Raw genomic sequence first — 20,456 nt, forward strand, 5'->3', positions numbered from 1 at the left:
ATACAATTATCTAGTTAATAATAATACTACTAGCAATTTATTTTGCAAGAATTTTTACTTTTCTAAAAAAATATCACTCTCTAATAGTCATTTTTACTAATTCTATTTTCTTATTTGTCGCCTCTTCTATCACAAAATGATAGTTTTCGATGGTAATTTCTTCCCCAACCTGAGGAATTTCTTTCGTATGATCTACAATAAAACCACCCAATGTTCCATAAGAATCACTTTCGGGAATATCTAGTTTATAAGTCTCGTTAAGATACTCAACATCAAATCGAGTCGAGAAAAGATATTTACCTTCACCCAATTCTTTTTCTATTAATTCCTCGTCCAGGTCATGCTCATCTTCAATCTCTCCAAACAACTCCTCTACAATATCTTCAACAGTTATTATACCCGAAGTTCCTCCATATTCATCTAAAACCACAGCAACGCTTTTTCGTTTTTTTGTAAGTAAATTCAAAACGTCTTTTATATAAACTGTTTCCGGAACAAATTCTACAGGAATCAATACTGACTTTATAGTCTTAGGCTTTTTAAACAAATCGAAAGAATGGACATATCCTAAAATATCATCCAAAGAATTCTGATATACCAAAATCTTAGAATATCCAGTTTCTACAAATAATGCTTTAAGTTCTGCAACTGTATCAAAAAGTTCTACTGCATCAATCTCTGTACGAGGCGTCATGATATCTCTTGCTTTTACACCCGAAAACTCTAATGCATTCTGAAATATTTGTATCTCTGAGTCCACTTCTTCATCATCTTCTACCGCACTCATTTGTTCGGTAATATAGTTCCCAAGTTCAACTTTACTAAAAAAAAGCTGCACTTGATCCCCTTCAGTTTTAAAAAATCTTCGGAGTATAAAATCTGAAATCCAGATAAAAAATGTAGAGATATAATAAAAAAGCCAGTAGAAAAAATACGCTGGGATTGCAAAAAACTTAATTAAAGAGTTTGCATAAATCTGAAAAAAAACTTTTGGAAAAAACTCTGCCGTAATTAAAACCAAAAAGGTAGAGATCACAGTTTGAACAATTAAGCTAGTAACATCCGAGAAATGATACCCAAATTTAATTATAACCTTTAAAAGCAAATCCCCCATAAAAAAACCATAAACAACCAATGCAATATTGTTACCAATAAGCATTGCAGCTATAAATTTTGATGGTTTTTCGGTAAGTTTAGTAAGGATTTTGGATAAAAAATTATCTTGTTTTTTCTCAATCTCAAGATAAATTTTATTCGAGGATATGAATGCTATTTCCATACCCGAAAAAAAGGCCGATAGTATTAAGCAAACTATTATAATACTAATCTCCATTTTTTATTATTTTTTATTAGGATTCTGATTCTCAAACTTCTTAGAAAATTTCCTTCTGAAGAAAAACATAAAAATTCCCATTCCCGCAATTAAAAAACTTAACCAAGGAGTCTCTCCACCCGCGTTTATTTTCATTACTGCATCATAAATAAACAGAATTGCAATTACTAGATAAGCGTATTGTGTATATTTTAAGTAACCCATAATTATCGTTTTTTATTCTTCGGTTTGTATCTCTCCGTTTATTCGTTGAGAGTTTATTATTTTAAAGTCTTTACTGAAATCGATTCCCTGACCATAAGAAACTCCTTTTACATCTGTAAATTTAAACTTTCTTTCGGTATAAAACCATTCATTTTTTTGATCAAAATACAACTGTTCCGTCTCTAACATCTGACCGTCATCTGTTGTAATCTTCACTTTTCCTTGTAAATCGATGATAGAAGTTTGCTTGTACGAAATAGCATAATTTGCTTTTACGTAAGTACGTTTGCGCTTTTTATCATACAAAGTAACATCTATACCTTTTGGAAAATCGGTAAATGGAAAAGCAACATTGGAATAATCCAACATCTTAGGACTTATTAAAATTCCTGAAATAAGTCCAGAGTCGGTATATTTTATATTAACATTATCAGCATCACTAGCAGGAACAAACTCAGTAAAATTACTTCTTTGTACCTCTTTAAAATTGCTTTCGCATCCTAGAAAAAACATCGCAATAAAAATTACAAGCCCAGGAATGACGCTATATGTTCTAAGTAAATTCATTCGCTAAATAAGGTAAATTAAACTCTAAACCAGAGTTTGTAATCTATAATCCGGATTAATTAAACTTGCTTCTTTCGAACCATTTATCGTTTAATGAGAAACCAAGACTAAAATTAGCATAATTTTCTTGAATTAAACCTGCAGATGTAGTTCCTCTTTTTCCGAACTCCATTCCGAAATTAATATTAGAAAATGTTCCTGAAATAGGGAATCCAGCTCCTAGAGTAAGCCCAATATCATTTATGCGCTCTCCATTGATAATCAAACCTGTTTTCTCATATTTAAGACCAGCTCTATAAGTAACTCTATTAAAATAACCTGCAAAAGAACTATAGTTAGGAATATAGTAACCTCCTAAACTTGCGCTAGCGTATTTTCCGTATCCTACATTTGATGCAGCATTATAAGTACTTGATTGATCAACTGAATTTTGATAAGAAACCTTTCCTCCAATTAACCATTTTCTTGCCTGTCCAACACCAGCACTTAAAGCAAGTTTAAACGGCATATTTACATCTACCTCAGATTTTTGATCCGTTCCAGGATCAATAACACTAAAGTTAAGTCCAGAACCTAACATTCCTGTAGATATATTTCTTGTGTTTTCAGAATTTAATTTACTCTGTAATGTATATGTTGCACTAGTAAAAAGAGATAATTTTTTATTAATTTTATATTGGTACATTGCTCCCAAATTAAAATTAACTCCAGATAAATGAGTCGTATTCAACTCTCTTGTTCCAACTGGAACATCAGTAATAAACTCTAAACTAGTAGTTTCTACCTTACCAAAGTTATAATGCATATCAGCACCAATGCTAAAGTTAGGTTTGATTTTATAAGCAAATCCTAAATAAACTTTATTCAATCCACCAGAACCATCAAATCTTTTATTGTTATCTCCTGTGTTTATAGCAAGTGACTCAATTTGATATCCTACAGATGAATATGGAATTAATCCAAAACCTAATCCGAATTTACTTCCTAAAGGCATACCTACAGCTAAATAATCTAAAGCTGTTCTTTGTGCTTTTGCCGATTCAGTATCTGTTTTTAATGTACTTGAATTGTATGTTCCCCCTATCGTAAAAGCTGTAAGTTTAAGATTTGCGTAACTCGCAGGGTTCTCTAAATTCATGTGAATACTATCTTGCTCAACTGCAACACCCGACATAGAGCGACTTTCGATAGTTCCTTTAAATCTTACATCTCCAATTCCGTAAAAAGAATAAGGAGAAGCTGTTCCTTGCTGAGCAAAAGATACGAATGACAAAAGTAAGCAAGCGCTTATTATAATTTTTTTAATCATTGTTGATTTTATATTGAAATGTTTGATTCAAACTTTCTAATAAGAAATTTGAATTGGCAAATATGGTATTTTTTAATCGTTTAGCCAAAAAAAGTGCATCACCACCCGTTAAAATTATTATAAAGTTTGAGTAGTCTGCTTTGTATTGATCGATAAAACCGTCTATTTCATAGACGAATCCGTTTACAACCCCCGAATGCATTGATTCGGGCGTTGAATTCCCTACGTATGATTTAGGCTCTTCAAAAGTTAATAACGGAAGTTTTGCTGTATAATTATGAAGCGCTTCGTATCGTAATCGCAACCCTGGAGAAATAGCTCCTCCCAAATAGTTATCATTTTCGTCGACAAAATCGTATGTAATGCAAGTTCCAGCATCGATAACCAATCTATTTTGATTAGGATATTGTAATGTTGCTCCACTAGCAAGTATAATTCTATCGATTCCTAAAGTTTTTGGCGTTGCGTAATTATTTTTAAATGGAAAATGACCTTCATTTGTCAAAAAACAGACATTTACATCATTTTCAAAATTCAAAAACGACTCTTTTTCGACATTTCCGACAGACGCAACGACCAAATCGGTCACTTTTTCAAATTTTTTTAAAATTTTTTTAATTTTTATTTGGAGCTCATTTTTATCAAAAACAAACAATTCTAAAACAGTATCATTCTCAAAAACAGCACCCTTAATACGAGTATTCCCTACATCGATTGTTAAAACCATAGCTTCTTACTTTACGAATGCGAAGATACGAATTGATTTTTTTTTAAAATTGTTTTGGAGAAACTAAAAAACATTCTATATTTGCACCCGCAACAAGCACGGTACCTTAGCTCAGATGGTAGAGCAATGGACTGAAAATCCATGTGTCCCTGGTTCGATCCCTGGAGGTACCACGAAACCCGAATAGAAATATTCGGGTTTTTTGTTTTTAACACTTTTCTGATTTTATTTTCAAAAGAATTTTACCGCAAAGGTCGCTAAGATTTTCACTTATGAATATGTTCAAAAACGCAAAGTTCGCAAAGCTTAATGATGAAGCTTTGCGAGCTTTGCGTTTTTACTTTGCGATCTTTGCGGTAATTTTTTTTTGCGGATAAAAAACAAAAAAATTATTGATGAAATACAGAAACTGCAGGAAAATAATATCCTGAAAAATTTACCGATGCTGTTTTTTCTCCTGAATCAGCGTTAAATATATAAAGATTGTTTATAGAGAAATTCACACCAAAACCTGAATTTAAGGTATTTACCACCAAAGTATTTTTCTTTCGGTCATAACCAATTCCTGCACCATATAAGATATTTGAATTTGTTAATGTAATAAAAGGCGCAGTCAATGACTCTGGAGTACCAGTGTATTTGTAAATTTCTTTACCACCACTAAAACTTCCGTTTTTAGCAATAAAAACATCATTTTTAGCAGCCGTAATAGATCCTGGATGCCAAGCTCCCCAGCTTCCGTAAGCCTGAAAACCTAATGCGATTTCTTTTACTTCAAGAGTATTCGAATCTATACTTATAAGATTTTTACCTCCTGCTGCCCATACTTTTTTATCATCGGTAACAGCAAATCCTAAAACTATACCCGGAATCGTTTTTTCGACTGCCAATGTTGAAGCATTTATTACAATAACCCCTTTTGAAGCAGATAATGCAAAAATATAACCGTTGGCCTTAACAACATCTCCAACCTGACCTGTAACACCTTCGATTTGCCCATTCACTTCCATCGTATTAAGATTAAGCTTAAATATCCCTTTACCAGAAGTCAAAAGAGCTTGATTTTCATCAATACCCACAACTGCACGCCAGTCGTTTCCGCCTTTAGCCGGGACTCTTTTTTCTTCTTTTAACGAATAAGCATCGGCTACTACAACAGGTCCGCCAACTTTAGAAACTAAAAATAGTTTTTTATTAATGATGGTTCCAAATTCTAATGTAGATGATGCCGGTTTTAAATCTTTATCTGGATTTACTTTTACAAAAACACTGTCTTCAATAACTCTTGTATCGTATCTATAAAACCCTACCGTTCCTGTTCCGTGACCAAACCATCCTTCGTTGATCATAAAGAAACCGTTTTCATAGGCTCCCCATGCATGGATATCATAAGTAAGAGAAACTTTTCCGCCATCATTTTTGGCTATCATTGTAATTTTAAAATCTCCCCTCGTTTCTGGTTTAAAGATATAGGTAGAATCAGATCCTACTACTTTTCCATCTATCGCCCATTCAAAAGAAATGTTCTTTCTATCTGCTAATTTTGAGCTTAATTGAAGTGTTTTCCCAACAGTTAAAGTATCTTTTAATTGCTGTTCGCCTTTTATTACTGGTGGCTCTGTAAAATCGTCATCATTATTACACGAAACTGTTAGCATCATCAAAGAAGCAATTGCAATTAATTGCTTGGAAAAAAATCGGTTTTTCATTATTCAATATTTAAAAATTATATTACTTAATTCTTTAAATCGAAATACAATTCACCCTTACAAAAGTTGTATAAATAAACTTTTGTAAAAGCACAGCATATTGCAAAGCGATACGTTTTAATGATTTTTTTAGTGGAGAAAAAGAAAATATCGAAAAGAGAAGCTTCCAAAAAAGGATTGCTTTTGCGATATTATATTTGCAGAAAAAAAATCTCATAAATTCCATTTTTGGCTTACGAGAATAGAATAGACAAACAATACCATTATCACACAAAGTGAAAAGTATTATTCTTAATTCAAGCTTCAATCCCCGAAAGCTATTTATTAGTATAAAAAACGGCAGGTCTTCTGACTTACTCCCTACACCCAGCCTTCCCTTTCTAAATGAAAAGTGACGTATTAAAGGGTTTCAGTTAATGAGTTTACAGCTGCGGGACAGTTTTGGATTTACACCAAATTCCCTTTTAATGTCAATATCATATCGATATGACAACCATTTTCTGTTTCAAAATTTGAGTTGCAAAACTAGTGTTTTCTTTCGTAACAAAGCAATAGTTATTTATTTTAAAGGCCTTGAACATCTCTGCAAACTATAATTTATTTTGAATTATGAAGCTTTGATTTACTGATCAAATGTTAAATCAACAAACAAACCCTATTTGTTAAAAAACCATCAACTAAATATAAAAATATCTTATATATTCGTAAAATGATACCTTATACTTTTATCTACTATTAAAAACACAACCATTTTATGAGTAACACATCTACAAAAGGAATTTGGAAAGTTATTTCGGCCTCTTCTATGGGGACAATGATAGAATGGTATGATTTTTATATTTTTGGGAGTTTGGCAGTGGTTATTTCGACCAAATTTTTTCCCTCCGATAATCCTACGGCATCTTTTTTGGCAACACTGGCTACTTTTGCAGCAGGATTTGTTGTTAGGCCATTTGGTGCTTTATTTTTTGGACGTCTTGGAGATTTAATTGGGAGAAAATACACTTTTATGGCGACCCTTTTATTAATGGGATGTTCTACTTTTTTAATTGGTTGTATTCCTAGTTACGAAACTATTGGTTTCCTGGCACCCGTATTAGTCTTGATCTTGCGTTTGCTACAAGGACTTGCACTTGGTGGAGAATATGGTGGTGCAGCCACTTATGTTGCCGAACATGCTCCTGTGGGACAACGCGGATATTGGACTTCATGGATTCAGACTACTGCAACTGTTGGACTTTTTATTTCTTTGATGGTCATTTTAATCACAAAAAATTCTCTCTCGGCAGAATCATTTGATTCTTGGGGATGGCGTGTTCCGTTTTGGGTTTCGATTGTAATGGTAGGGGTTTCTTATTTGATACGAAAAAACATGGATGAATCTCCTGTTTTTGCTAAAGCAAAAAAGGAAGGAAGCATAAGCGTAAACCCTTTAAAAGAAAGTTTTGGGAATAGATATAATCTAAAATTTGTCTTGCTTGCTTTATTTGGCGCAACAATGGGACAAGGTGTAGTTTGGTACACTGGACAGTTTTACGCCATGAGTTTTATGAAAACCGTAATGAGTATAGATTCTTCACAAGTAGACGGATTACTAGGAATTGCTTTATTGTTAGGTACTCCATTTTTTATAGTCTTTGGGTGGCTAAGCGATAAGATCGGTCGAAAATACATTATGATGGGTGGCATGTTACTCGCTATCCTACTCTACAGACCTATATACAAACAAATGTATGAAACCGTGAATCTGGATAACAAGGTTATTTCGAATACATATACAACTGAAGCCGATAACAATGACAAAAAAGAACATTACGTTATTACAAACAATGAATATTCAGACGGGACAACTGCAGCGATTAAACAAATAAATCATGCTGAAAAAATTAACCCCGAAAGACAAACTACAATCACTATTAATTCTCAAGATAAATGGTCGCTGATTTTTCTGGTATTTGTTCAAGTTCTTTTCGTTACGATGGTTTATGGTCCTATTGCAGCTTTCTTGGTAGAAATGTTTCCTGCAAAAATAAGATACACATCGATGTCTTTGCCATACCATGTCGGGAACGGAATATTTGGTGGTTTGCTTCCTGCAATTTCAACCTATTTTGTAACCCACTCTAAAGAAGTTGGCAAATCCGACTTTTATCTTGACGGCCTTTGGTATCCTATTATTATAGCTTCGATATGTTTTGTTATCGGAATGATTTATATTGACAATAAAGACAAAAATACTCACATCTAATCCTATCTCAATGAATGTACTAAAACGAATATTAGGAATACTATGGATAATACTTTCTATTGCTGCTGCATACTTTTGCATTTTTGAATTTGGATTACCAAAACTTGTTTCCGACAAACAGGATGATTTAGTTTTCGGAATTATAATTTTATTTATCCTTACTCCTCTTATCGTTTTAGGACTTGGTACTTTTGGGTATTTTTCATTGATTGGAGAATATGACAAAAGAAAATAAATTACATTTTTCTATTTGCTAAAACTACTTAAAACAAAAAAGCTGCCTATAACAATCTATAGACAGCTTTTTAACTAACTAACCAAATAAAATTATTTTTTCAAGAACTTCATTACTTGAGTCTTGTTGTTTTCATCTATTGCCTTCACGATATATAATCCTGTATTTAATTCACTCACTGAGAACTGAGAAGTTATTTTTTCGCTTCCGCTAAAGCTTTTCACTAACTGTCCAGTCAAAGAATAAATCTCTACTCTTGAAACCTCAGTATTTAAAGTAAAATAATCTGAAACTGGATTAGGATGTAAGGTAATCGCATTTGGTTTCTCAAAATTCTCTATTGCCAACAATGCTTCCTTATTACCATAAATCCTAAACTCTCCCGGAGGAATTGCGATTGTAGCTGCTACATTAGTAACATTGATAGATGTATTGTCCATTAAATTATACCAAACTCCTGTGTACGGAAAACCAGTAGCAACACTTTGAGTAGTTACATCAAAATTTGCCAGAATCAACACGTCTTTTAACTGCGTTGATGCCAATGCTGCGTTTGTAATTTTTATATTAGGAGATAATGAATTTGTATTAGACACAGTAACTGCCCCTAAAAAAACAGGTTCTACGGTTTTCATGGTAATCATTTTTGTCCAATCATTATAAATTTTGCTTCGGCCTGAATTTCCTAACCAATTACCTGTCCATTGTGGTTGCTGTTTTGTATCAAGTTTACAATCACCAGGAATTGTTCCACTTTCATCATTAACGATTCCGTTATTACATGCAAATATAGAAGCATCCCAACCTAAATCGCCAAAATGCCAAATCATCTTTGGACCAGGAATCAATAAGGACACTGCTCCAATAGCCGACATTCTAGATAAAGCAACATTTAGGTTTTTGACATCATGGCTTGCATTATTACTATTACCATATTGTATGTTCTTGTACATTAATCGTTCTTCGTCATGACTCTCGGCATAACCCATCAATCTATTTGCATCAAAACCATGACTAGTACTTGTCATCCTTGAGATATTACTTTCGGTAGCATATCCCATTGATAATTGATTATATGCATTGGTCATTTTCCCCCACATCATGATTCCTTTACTAGGTGTCTCCTCAATTTTATAATTAGCCCATAGTTTCTCTTCGGCATCACTACCCAAATGCTCAAAAATAGTATAATGTGTAGGATCAAGACTCCAAGAATAATCAGCATAAGATTTTAATACATCTACCCTATCTTGTTGCAAACTATTTGTACACGATTCATCGCCAGCAGTACAATTTTGCGTAAAGCCTTTAGTTAAATCCCAACGCAAACCATCAATTTTATATTCTTCAACCCAATGTTGGATTACTCTTTTTACATAATTTTGAGTTCTTGCTTGCTGATGATTAAAATCCTCCCCAACACTATAACTATGTTTTGCAACAGTATTAAAATATGGGTTATCAGCCGATGGCGAACCCCAACCATCATTATCTGGATCATTCATCCACATTCTCACCATTGGATTTCGACCAAATGCGTGATTTAACGCAACATCTAGAATAACAGCTATTCCGTTTTGATGGCATAAATCAATAAATTCTTTAAGCTTATCCGAAGTCCCATAAAATTTATCTAAAGCCATATGAAATGATGTATTATATCCCCAACTTTCATTGCCTTCAAACTCCATAACAGGCATTAATTCAATTGCATTTATTTTTAGATTCTTGAAATAATCAATCTTATCTATTAAACTTTGATAGTTCCTGTTTGCATCAAAATCGCGAACCAAAACTTCGTAAACTACTAATTTCTCTTTCTCGGGTTTAGCAAAATTTGTTACTTGCCAAGGATATGCTGTTTGTCCTGTTTTTAAAACGGTAACTTCTCGTTCTTGTCCTACTGGATAAACTGGCATATTTGGATAACTTGTTGCTGGAATTCCTGCATCGTCAAAAGGGGATAATACCAATGTAGAATAAGGATCAGCCGTTTTTACTAATGAAGGTGAATTAGCTATTGGCGAATTAGCAACAACCCAATATTGATAGGTATTATTTACTCCCGAAACTAATCCTGTTAACTCTAACCAAAACTTACCCGAAGTTGGGTCTTTTTTCATTGCATAAGTACTAGTAGGAACCCAATTATTAAAGCTTCCTGCTACATATACAAAATCTTTTAGTGGAGCATCCAGAACTAGTGTTGCTTTTGTAGCATCTGTAGTATTATAATTTATTCCATCTACTAAGCCAGCTGGCATAGCTGCCGATACAATTCCCGGATTAACTATTGCTGTAAACTTTTTAATAATCGTTGTTCCACTCTGAGTAATATTTAATTCATAACTCTGATTTCCAGTAATATTTGTATGATTAAATACATAACTCGAAGTACTAGGATTAGTATCTATAACCACTCCGTTTGATTTTAGACTATAACTTGCAACTCCATTTGTATTTGTAGCAGTAATATTCAAGTTTCCTCCACTTGCTACAATAGTATTACTATTTTCTAGTGGTGAAGTTAAACTAGCTTGAAAAGCACCAACCTTAATAAAGAAATCAGAACAAGACGGAGCAAGTTTTAGTGTTTGAGAACCAGCAGCATTTCTAAACACCATTCCCATTTTTACAGCAGCGGCTTGTTGTATTGTTGTCAATCCGAAATAAACACTTGGCGTAATAACAATACTCCATGTACCATTTGGATTTTTGGTCATTAATCCAATTCCGTCATCAGCACCCCAATTTCCTTTTGCAGTTGCCCACGGGTTAGCCTCTGTCCCTATTCCTGCATGCATATACACTTTTGTGGGATTTGCTCCCATTTCATTACAAGTTGCCGATGCAAAAGATGCAGTAACTGTTATAGGTTCGTTAACCTGAAACACAGCAGGCGATACTGTTATTTGCTGCGCATGAGTAATAATACCCCACAACAAAAAGAAAGATAATAGTAACGTTTTTTTCATAGTTTTTTGGTTGATTGGTTAGTTTGTATAAAAAAGGCTACCCATAGGGATAGCCTTTAAATTATTTATATTAAAAAATTAATCTAATGTTATAGTTTTTGCAACATTATCAATTTTAAGAACTCTAGGTCCAGTTGGTCCAGTATATTTGAAGTTTTTATCGCCATCTTCTGCATTAACTAATTCTGCATCAATAGTGTATCCATTACCAGAATAATATGGGTAGTTACGACTATTGCCTGCGCCCCAATTTCCTCCACTTGTAAAGTCATTAGATAAAAATTCTCTAAATGCTTGTCCACTTTTAAGAACAATAGTTACTTGATAGATATCTGTTTGACCTGCAACTAAAGGAAATTCTGTTTCAGCATCACCATCCCATGACCATCCACCTGGAGTTGCTTCTCCAACTAACCAATGAGAACTTGCTAATGGTACGTGATAAGGAGTTGCCTTAAAAGTATAGAAGTTAGAATACTGTGCTTCAGCACCAATTCCTAAAGTAGCTTTAATACGAATATCAACATCATTTTCCTCTTTCTCAATAAAACCTCCGTTAACTAAAGCAGAGTTTAATTCCGCTACTGTCAAAGCTTTGAAACGAGCTGTAGTTGTAGTTACTGCAACAGGAGTTGCAAATTTAGTTCCTGCTTTTGCGATTTCAATAGTATAATTTACAACGGTTGGTGTACCATCGTACTTAGCATCATTCCAAATTACAGTTGTAGCAATCTCTTTTTCACTTTCTTTTGTAAGAACAATATTAAAATCGTTCTGAGGACTTAATAAAACCGGAGCTGTAACTGGTTGTATTACTGGTCTGTTTTCTACATCATCTCCATTACAAGACACCGTTAAAACACCAATGAATGCGATTAAAATTTTATATATATTTTTCATTTTATTTATTTTTTTATAAGATTAGTTAGTATCCTGGATTTTGTTTTAAAGTTGGGTTAGCCTGAATTGTTTTTGAAGGAATAGGCATCAAGTTTCTAAATTCTTCTGTACCACTACCATTTTTAACGCCACCTTTCCATTGCCAGATTTTAGATCCTCCTGTAAATTTTCCAAAACGAATCAAATCTGTTCTTCTGTGACATTCCCAAAACAATTCTCTTCCTCTCTCATCTAAAATAAAGTCCAGTGTTAAATCTGAAGTTGTTATAACACCCGCCTTAGCTCTTAATCTAATTTTATTTACATACTCTAATGATGTTGCAACATTTCCAGATGCTGCACCTCTAAGTGTTGCCTCAGCATACATTAAATACACATCAGACAATCTGTACATTGGAAAATCTGTGTCTGGCACATCATTTCTTTGAGCAGCACTACCATCAGAATTGATATTGGTAAATTTTGTAACAGCATAACCATTACTGAAAACTCCATAATCAGCAATATCCAGAGTTTGTCCATTAGTATAGAAAGTACCTCTTTGATCAGCTGTTGCCGTTGCATCAGGAAATAATTTAACAAATTCTGGTCTTGCTCTTGTTCCTGACCAGCCTCCGTCCATTCCTTGATCGGCACCCACCATCTTACCACCAATAGATGCATGAATAATAAAACTCATACCTCCACCTATTGCTCTAATAGCATTACCATCTCCAACAATTGGGAAGATTACTTCTCTTTGAGCTCCGTTTCTGTCATTATCCGCAGCAAATAAATAACGATATGGAACATCTGCAAAACTATAAGCAGAACCTGTTATAATTTCATTACAAGCAATAGCAGCATCATTGTTTCTTTCAGTTCCTGTATATACTTTAGAATTTAAATAAATCTGTGCTAATAAAAATTTAGCCGCAGTTTTATCTACTCTTCCGTATTCATTTGCACCAGAAGCAGCTAAAGTATTATCCAAATCTTTTAATTCTGACTCTACAAAAGCAAAAACTTGTGCTCTTGATTTTTGTTCTGGATAAAAGAAACCAACAGGGTCGTTTTCAGTAGTAATTGGTACATTTCCAAACAAATCCATTAAATTAACATAAGAGAACGCTCTTAAAAAACGAGCCTCTGCTCTAAATTTAACAATTTCAGCTTTCAAATTAGCATCAACACCTCTTTCTGCTAATTTCTCCTCTGACGTTTGTCTTAAAAACTCATTGGCAATACTAATTTCATAAAAAGCTCTTGAAAAAATTCCATACAAAAACTGATTACTAGGACTCCATTTTTGTCCATTTATAGCTGGTAAACCATCATCAGACCAAGCTACAATAGCTTCATCTGTAGGGAATTCCTGTGTAACAAATAACAATCGTAAATAACTACTGAAATCACCCCCAAGACCAAAAATATCCGGAGAAGCATCTCCATCATTTCCTCCTACATACAAACCTGCATATAACTTCGCCATTACTTGTTTGTATGATGCCGGATCTTTAAAAAAGTCATCAGAAAGGAACTCATCATCATCTGTTGGCTTCACATCTAAGTCACTCGTACATGAAGTAAGGGTCATATTCAATCCTAAAATGAATAGGAGAAAATAAGATATATATTTAAATGATATTTTCATTTTGTTTATTTTTAAAATTTTATTTTTCAACGTACTATTAGAAATTTGCATTTACTCCAAACAAGAATGTTCTGGCTCTTGGATAAACATTATTGTCTATTCCGTTGAATTTTTCAGGATCTAAGCCATCATATTTTGTTAAAACGAAAACATTTTGAACTCCAACTGTAAACCTCAATGAAGCAGCTTTTAGTAACGTTTTATTAAAAGTGTATCCAAGTACAACATTATCTAACTTAATAAAAGAAGCATCTTTTACATAATAATCAGAGTAATTACGTTGTGTCCCATTAGAATTACTTTCAGTAGTAAAACCAGTATTATAATAATCAGAACTAATATTAGACAAATCAGAATCTCTTCTTAAACCTGCTTGTAAATACCCTTTATCAGAACTTACGTTATCAAAAATATAGTTCCCAACACTAGCTCTCCAGTTCATTGTAAAATCGAACTGCCCATAATTTAAAGTAGAGAATAATCCGAAAGTGTAATCTGCTGCTGGTTTATGAAATTTATAACGGTCAGCATCTGTTATAACACCGTCTCCATTTCTGTCTGCATATGCACCCTGAATAGGTCGTTTGTTTTCATCATATAATTGTTCAAATACAAAAAATGAATTTGGAGCATACCCCTCAGAATGTATTAATACTTGATTTCCTGTACCTCCAGCGATAACATCTCCTGTAATATACCCTTGAAATCCTGGAACAGTAGTCCCTAAATCAGATATTTTTTGATCAATGTAAGTTGCATTAGCAGCAACATTCCAAGTTAATTTATCATTTTTGATAATGTCTGATTGAAGATTAAACTCAACCCCTTTTGTTCTTACACTACCGATATTGCTATATCCTTGGTTTCTGATATTTGCACCATCTGGAACTGGAATCTCTGCTAAAAGGTCACTAGATTTTTTATCAAAATAATTAAGTGTTCCTGTTATTCTATCGTTAAGAAAACCGAAATCAACTCCTACGTTTGCCTCAGCTAAATCTTCCCATTTTATATCTTTATTATATCCTTCAGGTTTTGCTGCTCTGTAAATAACACCATTAAAAAGGTATTGTGTGCTAAGCGTTCCTAATGTTACACGCTGCAAATAATCGTATGCAGGTGGAATATCTTGCTGTCCAGTAGTTCCGTATCCAACTCTTAACTTTAAGCTAGATAGTGTTTCATTTCCTTTTAAGAAGTCTTCTTCTGCAACATTCCATGCAAAAGCACCTCCGGCAAAATTACCCCATCTGTTTTCTTTAGAGAAACGAGAAGTACCGTCTCTTCTATAATTTACCGTTAATAAATAACGACTATCATATCCTAAATTCAAACGTCCAAAATAAGATTGTAAGTTAACATCTGCATCTGTAGTAACATCTGATGGTGGGTTTGGTCGCATAATATCACCTGAGTTATATCCCTCACGTTGAAACAACTGATAGTTGTATCCGGCAGTAGCATCAATTTTAAATTTCCCTAAATCTTTAGTATAGTTAAAATAAGTATTTAAGTTTTTATTCTGACGACTATCTGTATAACCAGTATACCCTCCTAAATTAGTCCAGTTCCCTTTATCAAATGTAGTAGGTTGGTATCCTAAAATACTCTCCGTACTTACTCGGGTATAACCATTAGTATCAAATTTATCGATACCTGCCTCAGCAACAACTCTTAAATCTTCAAAGAAATGAAGTTTATAATCTATCCTAATGTTACCCCATTTTCTGGTAGAAGTTGCTCTACGCTCATCTTGATTTAATCTTGCAACAGGATTTCTCGCTGGCAACAATGGTACATTACCGTTTGCTTCCAACCATTCAAAATAACCTCCATAACGTGAACCTTCTTGATAAACAGGTTGTGTTGGATCAAACATAATCGCACTACTAATTACCGGACCTTCATCTTGAAATTGATTTTTTCCAAAAGCTAAATTTCCAGTAATATCAATTTTTAAATGATTATCAAATAAAACAGGGTTTAGCGATATCGATGTCGTAGTTCTTTCAAAAGAAGTATTTCTTAAGATTCCAGGATTATCAACATTTCCAACAGATAAACGTACTGGCAATTTATTAAATAAAGCACCACTAACAGATATATTATTGTTAGTTGTTAAAGCAGTATGAAAAATTTCATCTTGCCAATTTGTATTTGCTGTACCTAGTAAAGCTTTTTGTGCAGCATTACCTTTTTCATTTACAAGAGTACGAAACTGGTCTGCACTTAAAACATCTACTGTATTAGCCACAGTATTGATACCAACCTGAGAGCTAAAATTAACTTTTACTCCACCTTTTGTTCCTTTTTTAGTAGTAATAACAATTACACCATTTGCCGCTCTAGAACCGTAAATCGCAGCTGCCGAAGCATCTTTCAAAACAGTAAAAGACTCAATATCATTAGGATCAATTGTAGATAAAATACTTGTTGCTCCTTCTGTTTTAGCATTACTCATAGGAAGACCATCTACTACAATTAAAGGCTCGTTTGAAGCACTTAATGAAGATCCTCCACGAATTCTAATATCAGCTTTTGCTCCAGGAGCACCACCTCCAACAACATTTACACCAGCAATTCTTCCGCTGATTAAACTTTCTGGAGTTACGTTAATTCCTTTATTAAATTCTTTAGCAGAAATTTGAGATACTGAACCTGTTGCGTCTTTTTTCTTAACAGTTCCGTAACCTACTTGTACTACAACTTCCCTAAGTTGATTTGCATCTTCTTCTAAAGAAATACTTATGTTTTTTTGTCCGTTAAAACTAATAGTTGCACTAACATAACCTATGAAAGAAGCGACAAGTTTATCCCCACTTTTTACATTTGACAGTTTAAATTTTCCGTCAAAATCAGTCGAAGTACCATTGGTACCCCCTTGTACATTTACATTTACTCCTGGAATCGGTTGCCCTGTTGCTTTATCAAGAACAACACCATCTAATGTGCTCTGAGCAAACACACTAAAAGGAAGGAGTAAGAATAAAAATAACAACTTTTTATAAATTGTTTTCATACTTTTTGTTTAAATTAAAATTGAGTTTTGGTTGAATATTTAACTTTTATTTTTACTTCGAATTTCAAAATTAAGGATTTATTAACATGCCCGACATGACCAAAATCATATCAGCTTACGAAAACGTGATAGTGTTGAAAACTTTCTATATTATATAAGTTTTTAAGCATAATACTGTCATTTTTAAAAATAAACCATATCTTTATTAACAAAACAATTTTTTCCATATCAACAGTATGAAACGCAAAATAACCCTTAAACAAATTGCGAAGGAGCTTGATGTATCTATTTCTACCGTCTCAAAATCACTTCGAAACAGCCTCGAAATCGGAGAAGATACCCGATTAAAAGTTCAGGCTTTCGCCAAATTCTATAACTACAAACCCAACAATATTGCCCTTAGCCTTAAGAATCGTAAAACCAAAACAATAGGTATTATTATTCCCGAAATTGTACATCATTTTTTCTCAACAGTCATTAACGGAGTCGAGGAAGTTGCTAACGAAAATGGCTATAGTGTTATCATATGTTTATCTGATGATTCATTTGATAAAGAAGTACTTAACATGGAAATGCTTGCCAACGGAAGTATCGATGGTTTTATCATATCATTATCTAAAGAAACACAATTTAAAGGCGATTTTCATCATATAACCGAAGTCATAAATCAAGGAATGCCAGTCGTTATGTTCGACAGGGTTACCAATGAAATTTTATGCGACAAAGTAATTATCGACGATAAATCGGCAGCTTATGAAGCAGTTCAGAGTTTAATTGATAAGGGCCGTAAAAAAATAGCTTTAGTTACAACTGTTGATTACGTAAGCGTTGGAAAACTACGAACAGATGGATACACAAAAGCATTATTAGACAACGACATACCTTTTAATGAAGACCTTATTATTAAGATTGAAGATGTAGACACTTGCGAAATAATTATTAGTCAATTATTAGAAGATCGGGCTATAGATGCAGTTTTTGCAGTTAACGAACTTTTTGCCGTTACTATAATAAAAACAGCCAGCAAAATGGGACTTAGAGTTCCCGAGGATGTAGCCGTTATTGCGTTTACTGATGGAATTATATCCAAATATTCGACTCCCACTATTACTACCGTAAGCCAGAGCGGTAACAAAATGGGGAATAAAGCTGCGAAAATGCTTATAGATCGCCTGGAATCAGAAACCGAAGAAGGCGAGGAAGAAGAAGAAAATTACAAAACTGAAGTCATTGAAACTCATCTTATAGAAAGAGAATCTACAGATTAACTCCCTAAATAATCACATACAAAAACCCATTAAAATTATTTAATGGGTTTTTATTTGTTTCTTTAGAAAAATAATTTATAAATTTACGCCAGCTCAAAACTTTTACTTTTACTTCGAAAAATAAGTTAAGTTTTGATAAGCAAAGCGCTTATCGTACATTCATTAAATTACGATAATGGAAAAGCGTAAATTAAGTTTTTGGGAAATCTGGAACATGAGTTTCGGTTTCTTAGGAATACAAATGGGGTTTGCTCTACAAAATGCAAATGCCAGTAGAATTCTTCAAATTTTTGGTGCCGACGTACACGAACTTTCATGGTTTTGGATAATTGCTCCTTTAATGGGATTAATTGTTCAACCTATCATTGGACATTATAGTGATAAAACCTGGGGGAAATTTGGTCGAAGAAAACCATTTTTTCTAGTAGGTGCTATTCTAGCTTCGGTTGGATTAATATTAATGCCACAAGCAAACATATTTATTTCTGTTTTACCTGCATTATGGGTTGGAGCAGGAATGCTTATGATTATGGATGCTTCGTTTAATATTGCCATGGAACCATTTCGTGCTTTAGTTGGAGACAATTTAAGAACTGACCAGCGCACAGCAGGATTCAGTATCCAAACAGCACTTATTGGTTTCGGAGCCGTAATTGGTTCGGCATTACCTTATGTATTAACCAAATGGTTTGGAGTTTCTAACAGTACCGTTCCTGGTAGTGTCCCTTTAAATCTTACTCTTTCCTTTGTTTTAGGAGCTGTCGTTTTAATTGGATCTATTCTGGTAACTTTATTTACAACCAAAGAATATTCTCCTGAAGAATTAGCCAATTTTGAAGATCCTCAAAGTGAAGTTGATGTTCCTTCTGAAGAAAAATCAAGACTTACAGATATTTTTACGGATTTTGCAAAAATGCCAACTACTATGCGTCAGCTTAGTTGGGTGCAGTTTTTCTCTTGGTTCGGACTTTTCGGTATGTGGGTATTTAGTACTCCAGCAATTGCACATCATATTTACGGATTACCATTAGACGATAATTCAAGTCAAACTTACCAAGATGCTGGGGATTGGGTTGGAATTCTCTTTGGAGTTTACAATCTTGTTTCGGCAATTATAGCCTTGTTTTTTCTTCCGATGATTGCAAAAAAAATTGGACGAAAATCAACTCACGCCCTTTCATTAGTTATTGGAGGAATAGGTTTAATTTCTATTTACTTCATGCCAGATGAAAATTGGGTTATTCTCTCTATGGTATTAATTGGTGTGGCTTGGGCTAGTATCCTCGCAATGCCGTATGCTATTCTGGCTGGATCTATTGCTCCTAAAAAAATGGGGGTTTACATGGGGATTTTCAATTTCTTCATCGTAATTCCTCAAATAATAAACGCAATAATCGGAGGGCCAATCGTAAAATACCTTTATAACGGTGATGCTATGTACGCTTTAATCACGAGTGGAGTCAGCTTTTTGATAGCCGCAGTTTTAGTTTACAAAGTGAAAGATGTAGATGACATTAAAATCTAAAACTCACATCTAAAAAATTCTCTTTCTGATAAAATGAGAAATGGTTTCCTTACAATCAAAATTTAAATACTTTTTCGAAAAGAAATACAAAATAAGCATATTATTAAATGAATACAAAAGCGTTTATATTCGACCTGGACGGCGTAATTGTTGACACAGCTAAATATCATTATTTAGCGTGGCAAAAAATTGCAAATGCATTAAACATTGACTTTACACACGAACACAACGAACTCTTAAAAGGAGTAAGTCGTGTACGTTCTCTAGATATCATCCTGGAATTAGGAAACATACAAGCTTCACAAGAAGACAAAGATAAATGGCTCATCCAAAAAAATGAAGACTATCTGACTTATCTGGTAGATATGGATAAAAGCGAAATCCTTCCTGGAGTTTTCCCTGTTTTAGAATTTTTAAAAGAGAATAAACAAGCCATTGCATTAGGTTCAGCTAGCAAAAATGCACGTCCGATTCTCGAAAAAACAGGAATCATCTCCTACTTCGATGTTATCGTAGATGGTAATGATGTTACAAATGCTAAACCAGACCCTGAAGTTTTCCTGAAAGCGGCTCAATTATTAAACATAAGCCCTACAGATTCTATCGTTTTTGAAGATTCAGTTGCAGGAGTTCAAGCAGCTAATATTGCAAAAATGACTAGTGTAGGAATTGGTTCCAAAACAGTATTACACGAAGCAAAATACATCTTTGAGGATTTTACCTTAATAGATCAAAATTTCATCAAATCATTAATCACAAAATAAATCAATCAATCGAAAACAATTAATCAATTAGATACTCCAT

The 20,456-nt window shown here is 33.6% G+C and carries 15 protein-coding genes, 1 tRNA gene and 1 riboswitch; of the genes, 6 read left to right on the top strand and 10 right to left on the bottom strand.

Translation table 11 applies throughout. The features are described 5' to 3' along the window. Positions 1 to 73: 73 nt before the first annotated feature. Genes SHI72_RS10565 through SHI72_RS10585 form a run of 5 tightly spaced genes read right to left on the bottom strand, consistent with a single transcriptional unit; the run spans position 74 to position 4,140 of the window. Positions 74 to 1,333, bottom strand: coding sequence for a hemolysin family protein (locus SHI72_RS10565; protein ID WP_039116871.1), 1,260 nt, complete (start codon positions 1,331 to 1,333; stop codon positions 74 to 76). A gap of 6 nt (positions 1,334 to 1,339) precedes the next feature. Continuing rightward, entirely contained in the window at positions 1,340 to 1,537 is a 198-nt protein-coding gene (locus SHI72_RS10570) for a hypothetical protein (RefSeq protein ID WP_086894192.1), read from the bottom strand. A 12-nt stretch (positions 1,538 to 1,549) separates the two neighbouring features. Beyond that, the gene (gene lptC / locus SHI72_RS10575) at positions 1,550 to 2,104 is read right to left on the bottom strand and encodes an LPS export ABC transporter periplasmic protein LptC (RefSeq protein ID WP_039112518.1); all 555 of its coding nucleotides are present in this window, start codon (positions 2,102 to 2,104) and stop codon (positions 1,550 to 1,552) included. 55 nt (positions 2,105 to 2,159) lie between these two features. Further along, positions 2,160 to 3,413, bottom strand: coding sequence for a hypothetical protein (locus tag SHI72_RS10580; protein WP_323489932.1), 1,254 nt, complete (start codon positions 3,411 to 3,413; stop codon positions 2,160 to 2,162). After that, a complete protein-coding gene (locus SHI72_RS10585; protein ID WP_039112520.1) occupies positions 3,406 to 4,140 on the bottom strand; it encodes a type III pantothenate kinase in 735 nt (244 codons plus the stop codon). The genes SHI72_RS10580 and SHI72_RS10585 overlap by 8 nt, the downstream gene beginning before the upstream one ends. Positions 4,141 to 4,240: 100 nt before the next feature. On the opposite strand from SHI72_RS10585, the gene SHI72_RS10590 reads away from it, so the two are divergent. Then, positions 4,241 to 4,313 (top strand) — tRNA-Phe (locus SHI72_RS10590). 216 nt (positions 4,314 to 4,529) lie between these two features. Here SHI72_RS10590 and SHI72_RS10595 read toward each other — a convergent pair. Further along, the gene (locus tag SHI72_RS10595; protein ID WP_323489933.1) at positions 4,530 to 5,849 is read right to left on the bottom strand and encodes a DUF5074 domain-containing protein; all 1,320 of its coding nucleotides are present in this window, start codon (positions 5,847 to 5,849) and stop codon (positions 4,530 to 4,532) included. Between the two features lie 320 nt (positions 5,850 to 6,169). After that, positions 6,170 to 6,362: riboswitch (cobalamin riboswitch) on the bottom strand. A 241-nt stretch (positions 6,363 to 6,603) separates the two neighbouring features. On the opposite strand from SHI72_RS10595, the gene SHI72_RS10600 reads away from it, so the two are divergent. Beyond that, a complete protein-coding gene (locus SHI72_RS10600; RefSeq protein WP_323489934.1) occupies positions 6,604 to 8,097 on the top strand; it encodes an MFS transporter in 1,494 nt (497 codons plus the stop codon). 10 nt (positions 8,098 to 8,107) lie between these two features. Next, positions 8,108 to 8,332 carry a DUF6814 family protein gene (locus tag SHI72_RS10605; protein WP_086895745.1) on the top strand — a complete coding sequence of 75 codons (225 nt, stop codon included), beginning with the start codon at positions 8,108 to 8,110 and terminating at the stop codon, positions 8,330 to 8,332. A gap of 92 nt (positions 8,333 to 8,424) precedes the next feature. On the opposite strand, the gene SHI72_RS10610 is transcribed toward SHI72_RS10605, so the two are convergent. From SHI72_RS10610 to SHI72_RS10625, 4 genes are all read right to left on the bottom strand, one after another. After that, on the bottom strand, positions 8,425 to 11,307 hold the full coding sequence (locus tag SHI72_RS10610; RefSeq protein WP_323489935.1) for an alpha-amylase family glycosyl hydrolase: 2,883 nt from the start codon (positions 11,305 to 11,307) through the stop codon (positions 8,425 to 8,427). A 78-nt stretch (positions 11,308 to 11,385) separates the two neighbouring features. Continuing rightward, complete coding sequence (locus tag SHI72_RS10615; RefSeq protein WP_039112525.1) at positions 11,386 to 12,207, bottom strand: SusE domain-containing protein; 822 nt, start codon at positions 12,205 to 12,207, stop codon at positions 11,386 to 11,388. A 25-nt stretch (positions 12,208 to 12,232) separates the two neighbouring features. Next, positions 12,233 to 13,840: a RagB/SusD family nutrient uptake outer membrane protein gene (locus SHI72_RS10620; RefSeq protein WP_323489936.1), complete on the bottom strand. Its 1,608-nt coding sequence runs from the start codon at positions 13,838 to 13,840 to the stop codon at positions 12,233 to 12,235. A 37-nt stretch (positions 13,841 to 13,877) separates the two neighbouring features. Further along, positions 13,878 to 16,859, bottom strand: coding sequence for a SusC/RagA family TonB-linked outer membrane protein (locus SHI72_RS10625; protein WP_086895730.1), 2,982 nt, complete (start codon positions 16,857 to 16,859; stop codon positions 13,878 to 13,880). Between the two features lie 236 nt (positions 16,860 to 17,095). On the opposite strand from SHI72_RS10625, the gene SHI72_RS10630 reads away from it, so the two are divergent. The 3 genes from SHI72_RS10630 to pgmB all read left to right on the top strand — a co-directional run bounded on the left by SHI72_RS10630 (position 17,096) and on the right by pgmB (position 20,416). After that, a complete protein-coding gene (locus SHI72_RS10630; RefSeq protein WP_039112527.1) occupies positions 17,096 to 18,127 on the top strand; it encodes a LacI family DNA-binding transcriptional regulator in 1,032 nt (343 codons plus the stop codon). Positions 18,128 to 18,302: 175 nt separating this feature from the next. Continuing rightward, entirely contained in the window at positions 18,303 to 19,652 is a 1,350-nt protein-coding gene (locus tag SHI72_RS10635; RefSeq protein WP_039112528.1) for an MFS transporter, read from the top strand. 107 nt (positions 19,653 to 19,759) lie between these two features. Continuing rightward, entirely contained in the window at positions 19,760 to 20,416 is a 657-nt protein-coding gene (gene pgmB / locus SHI72_RS10640) for a beta-phosphoglucomutase (RefSeq protein ID WP_039112529.1), read from the top strand. Positions 20,417 to 20,456: the final 40 nt, after the last annotated feature.

Origin of the sequence: Flavobacterium sp. PL02, assembly GCF_035013205.1 — a bacterium.
GTDB lineage: Bacteria > Bacteroidota > Bacteroidia > Flavobacteriales > Flavobacteriaceae > Flavobacterium.

What these genes read in the sequence shown, in the direction of transcription:
- SHI72_RS10565 (WP_039116871.1), bottom strand. Translation starts at nt 1,333, where the DNA reads ATGGAGATTAGTATTATAATAGTTTGCTTAATACTATCGGCCTTTTTT.
- SHI72_RS10570 (WP_086894192.1), bottom strand. Translation starts at nt 1,537, where the DNA reads ATGGGTTACTTAAAATATACACAATACGCTTATCTAGTAATTGCAATT.
- lptC (WP_039112518.1), bottom strand. Translation starts at nt 2,104, where the DNA reads ATGAATTTACTTAGAACATATAGCGTCATTCCTGGGCTTGTAATTTTT.
- SHI72_RS10580 (WP_323489932.1), bottom strand. Translation starts at nt 3,413, where the DNA reads ATGATTAAAAAAATTATAATAAGCGCTTGCTTACTTTTGTCATTCGTA.
- SHI72_RS10585 (WP_039112520.1), bottom strand. Translation starts at nt 4,140, where the DNA reads ATGGTTTTAACAATCGATGTAGGGAATACTCGTATTAAGGGTGCTGTT.
- SHI72_RS10595 (WP_323489933.1), bottom strand. Translation starts at nt 5,849, where the DNA reads ATGAAAAACCGATTTTTTTCCAAGCAATTAATTGCAATTGCTTCTTTG.
- SHI72_RS10600 (WP_323489934.1), top strand. Translation starts at nt 6,604, where the DNA reads ATGAGTAACACATCTACAAAAGGAATTTGGAAAGTTATTTCGGCCTCT.
- SHI72_RS10605 (WP_086895745.1), top strand. Translation starts at nt 8,108, where the DNA reads ATGAATGTACTAAAACGAATATTAGGAATACTATGGATAATACTTTCT.
- SHI72_RS10610 (WP_323489935.1), bottom strand. Translation starts at nt 11,307, where the DNA reads ATGAAAAAAACGTTACTATTATCTTTCTTTTTGTTGTGGGGTATTATT.
- SHI72_RS10615 (WP_039112525.1), bottom strand. Translation starts at nt 12,207, where the DNA reads ATGAAAAATATATATAAAATTTTAATCGCATTCATTGGTGTTTTAACG.
- SHI72_RS10620 (WP_323489936.1), bottom strand. Translation starts at nt 13,840, where the DNA reads ATGAAAATATCATTTAAATATATATCTTATTTTCTCCTATTCATTTTA.
- SHI72_RS10625 (WP_086895730.1), bottom strand. Translation starts at nt 16,859, where the DNA reads ATGAAAACAATTTATAAAAAGTTGTTATTTTTATTCTTACTCCTTCCT.
- SHI72_RS10630 (WP_039112527.1), top strand. Translation starts at nt 17,096, where the DNA reads ATGAAACGCAAAATAACCCTTAAACAAATTGCGAAGGAGCTTGATGTA.
- SHI72_RS10635 (WP_039112528.1), top strand. Translation starts at nt 18,303, where the DNA reads ATGGAAAAGCGTAAATTAAGTTTTTGGGAAATCTGGAACATGAGTTTC.
- pgmB (WP_039112529.1), top strand. Translation starts at nt 19,760, where the DNA reads ATGAATACAAAAGCGTTTATATTCGACCTGGACGGCGTAATTGTTGAC.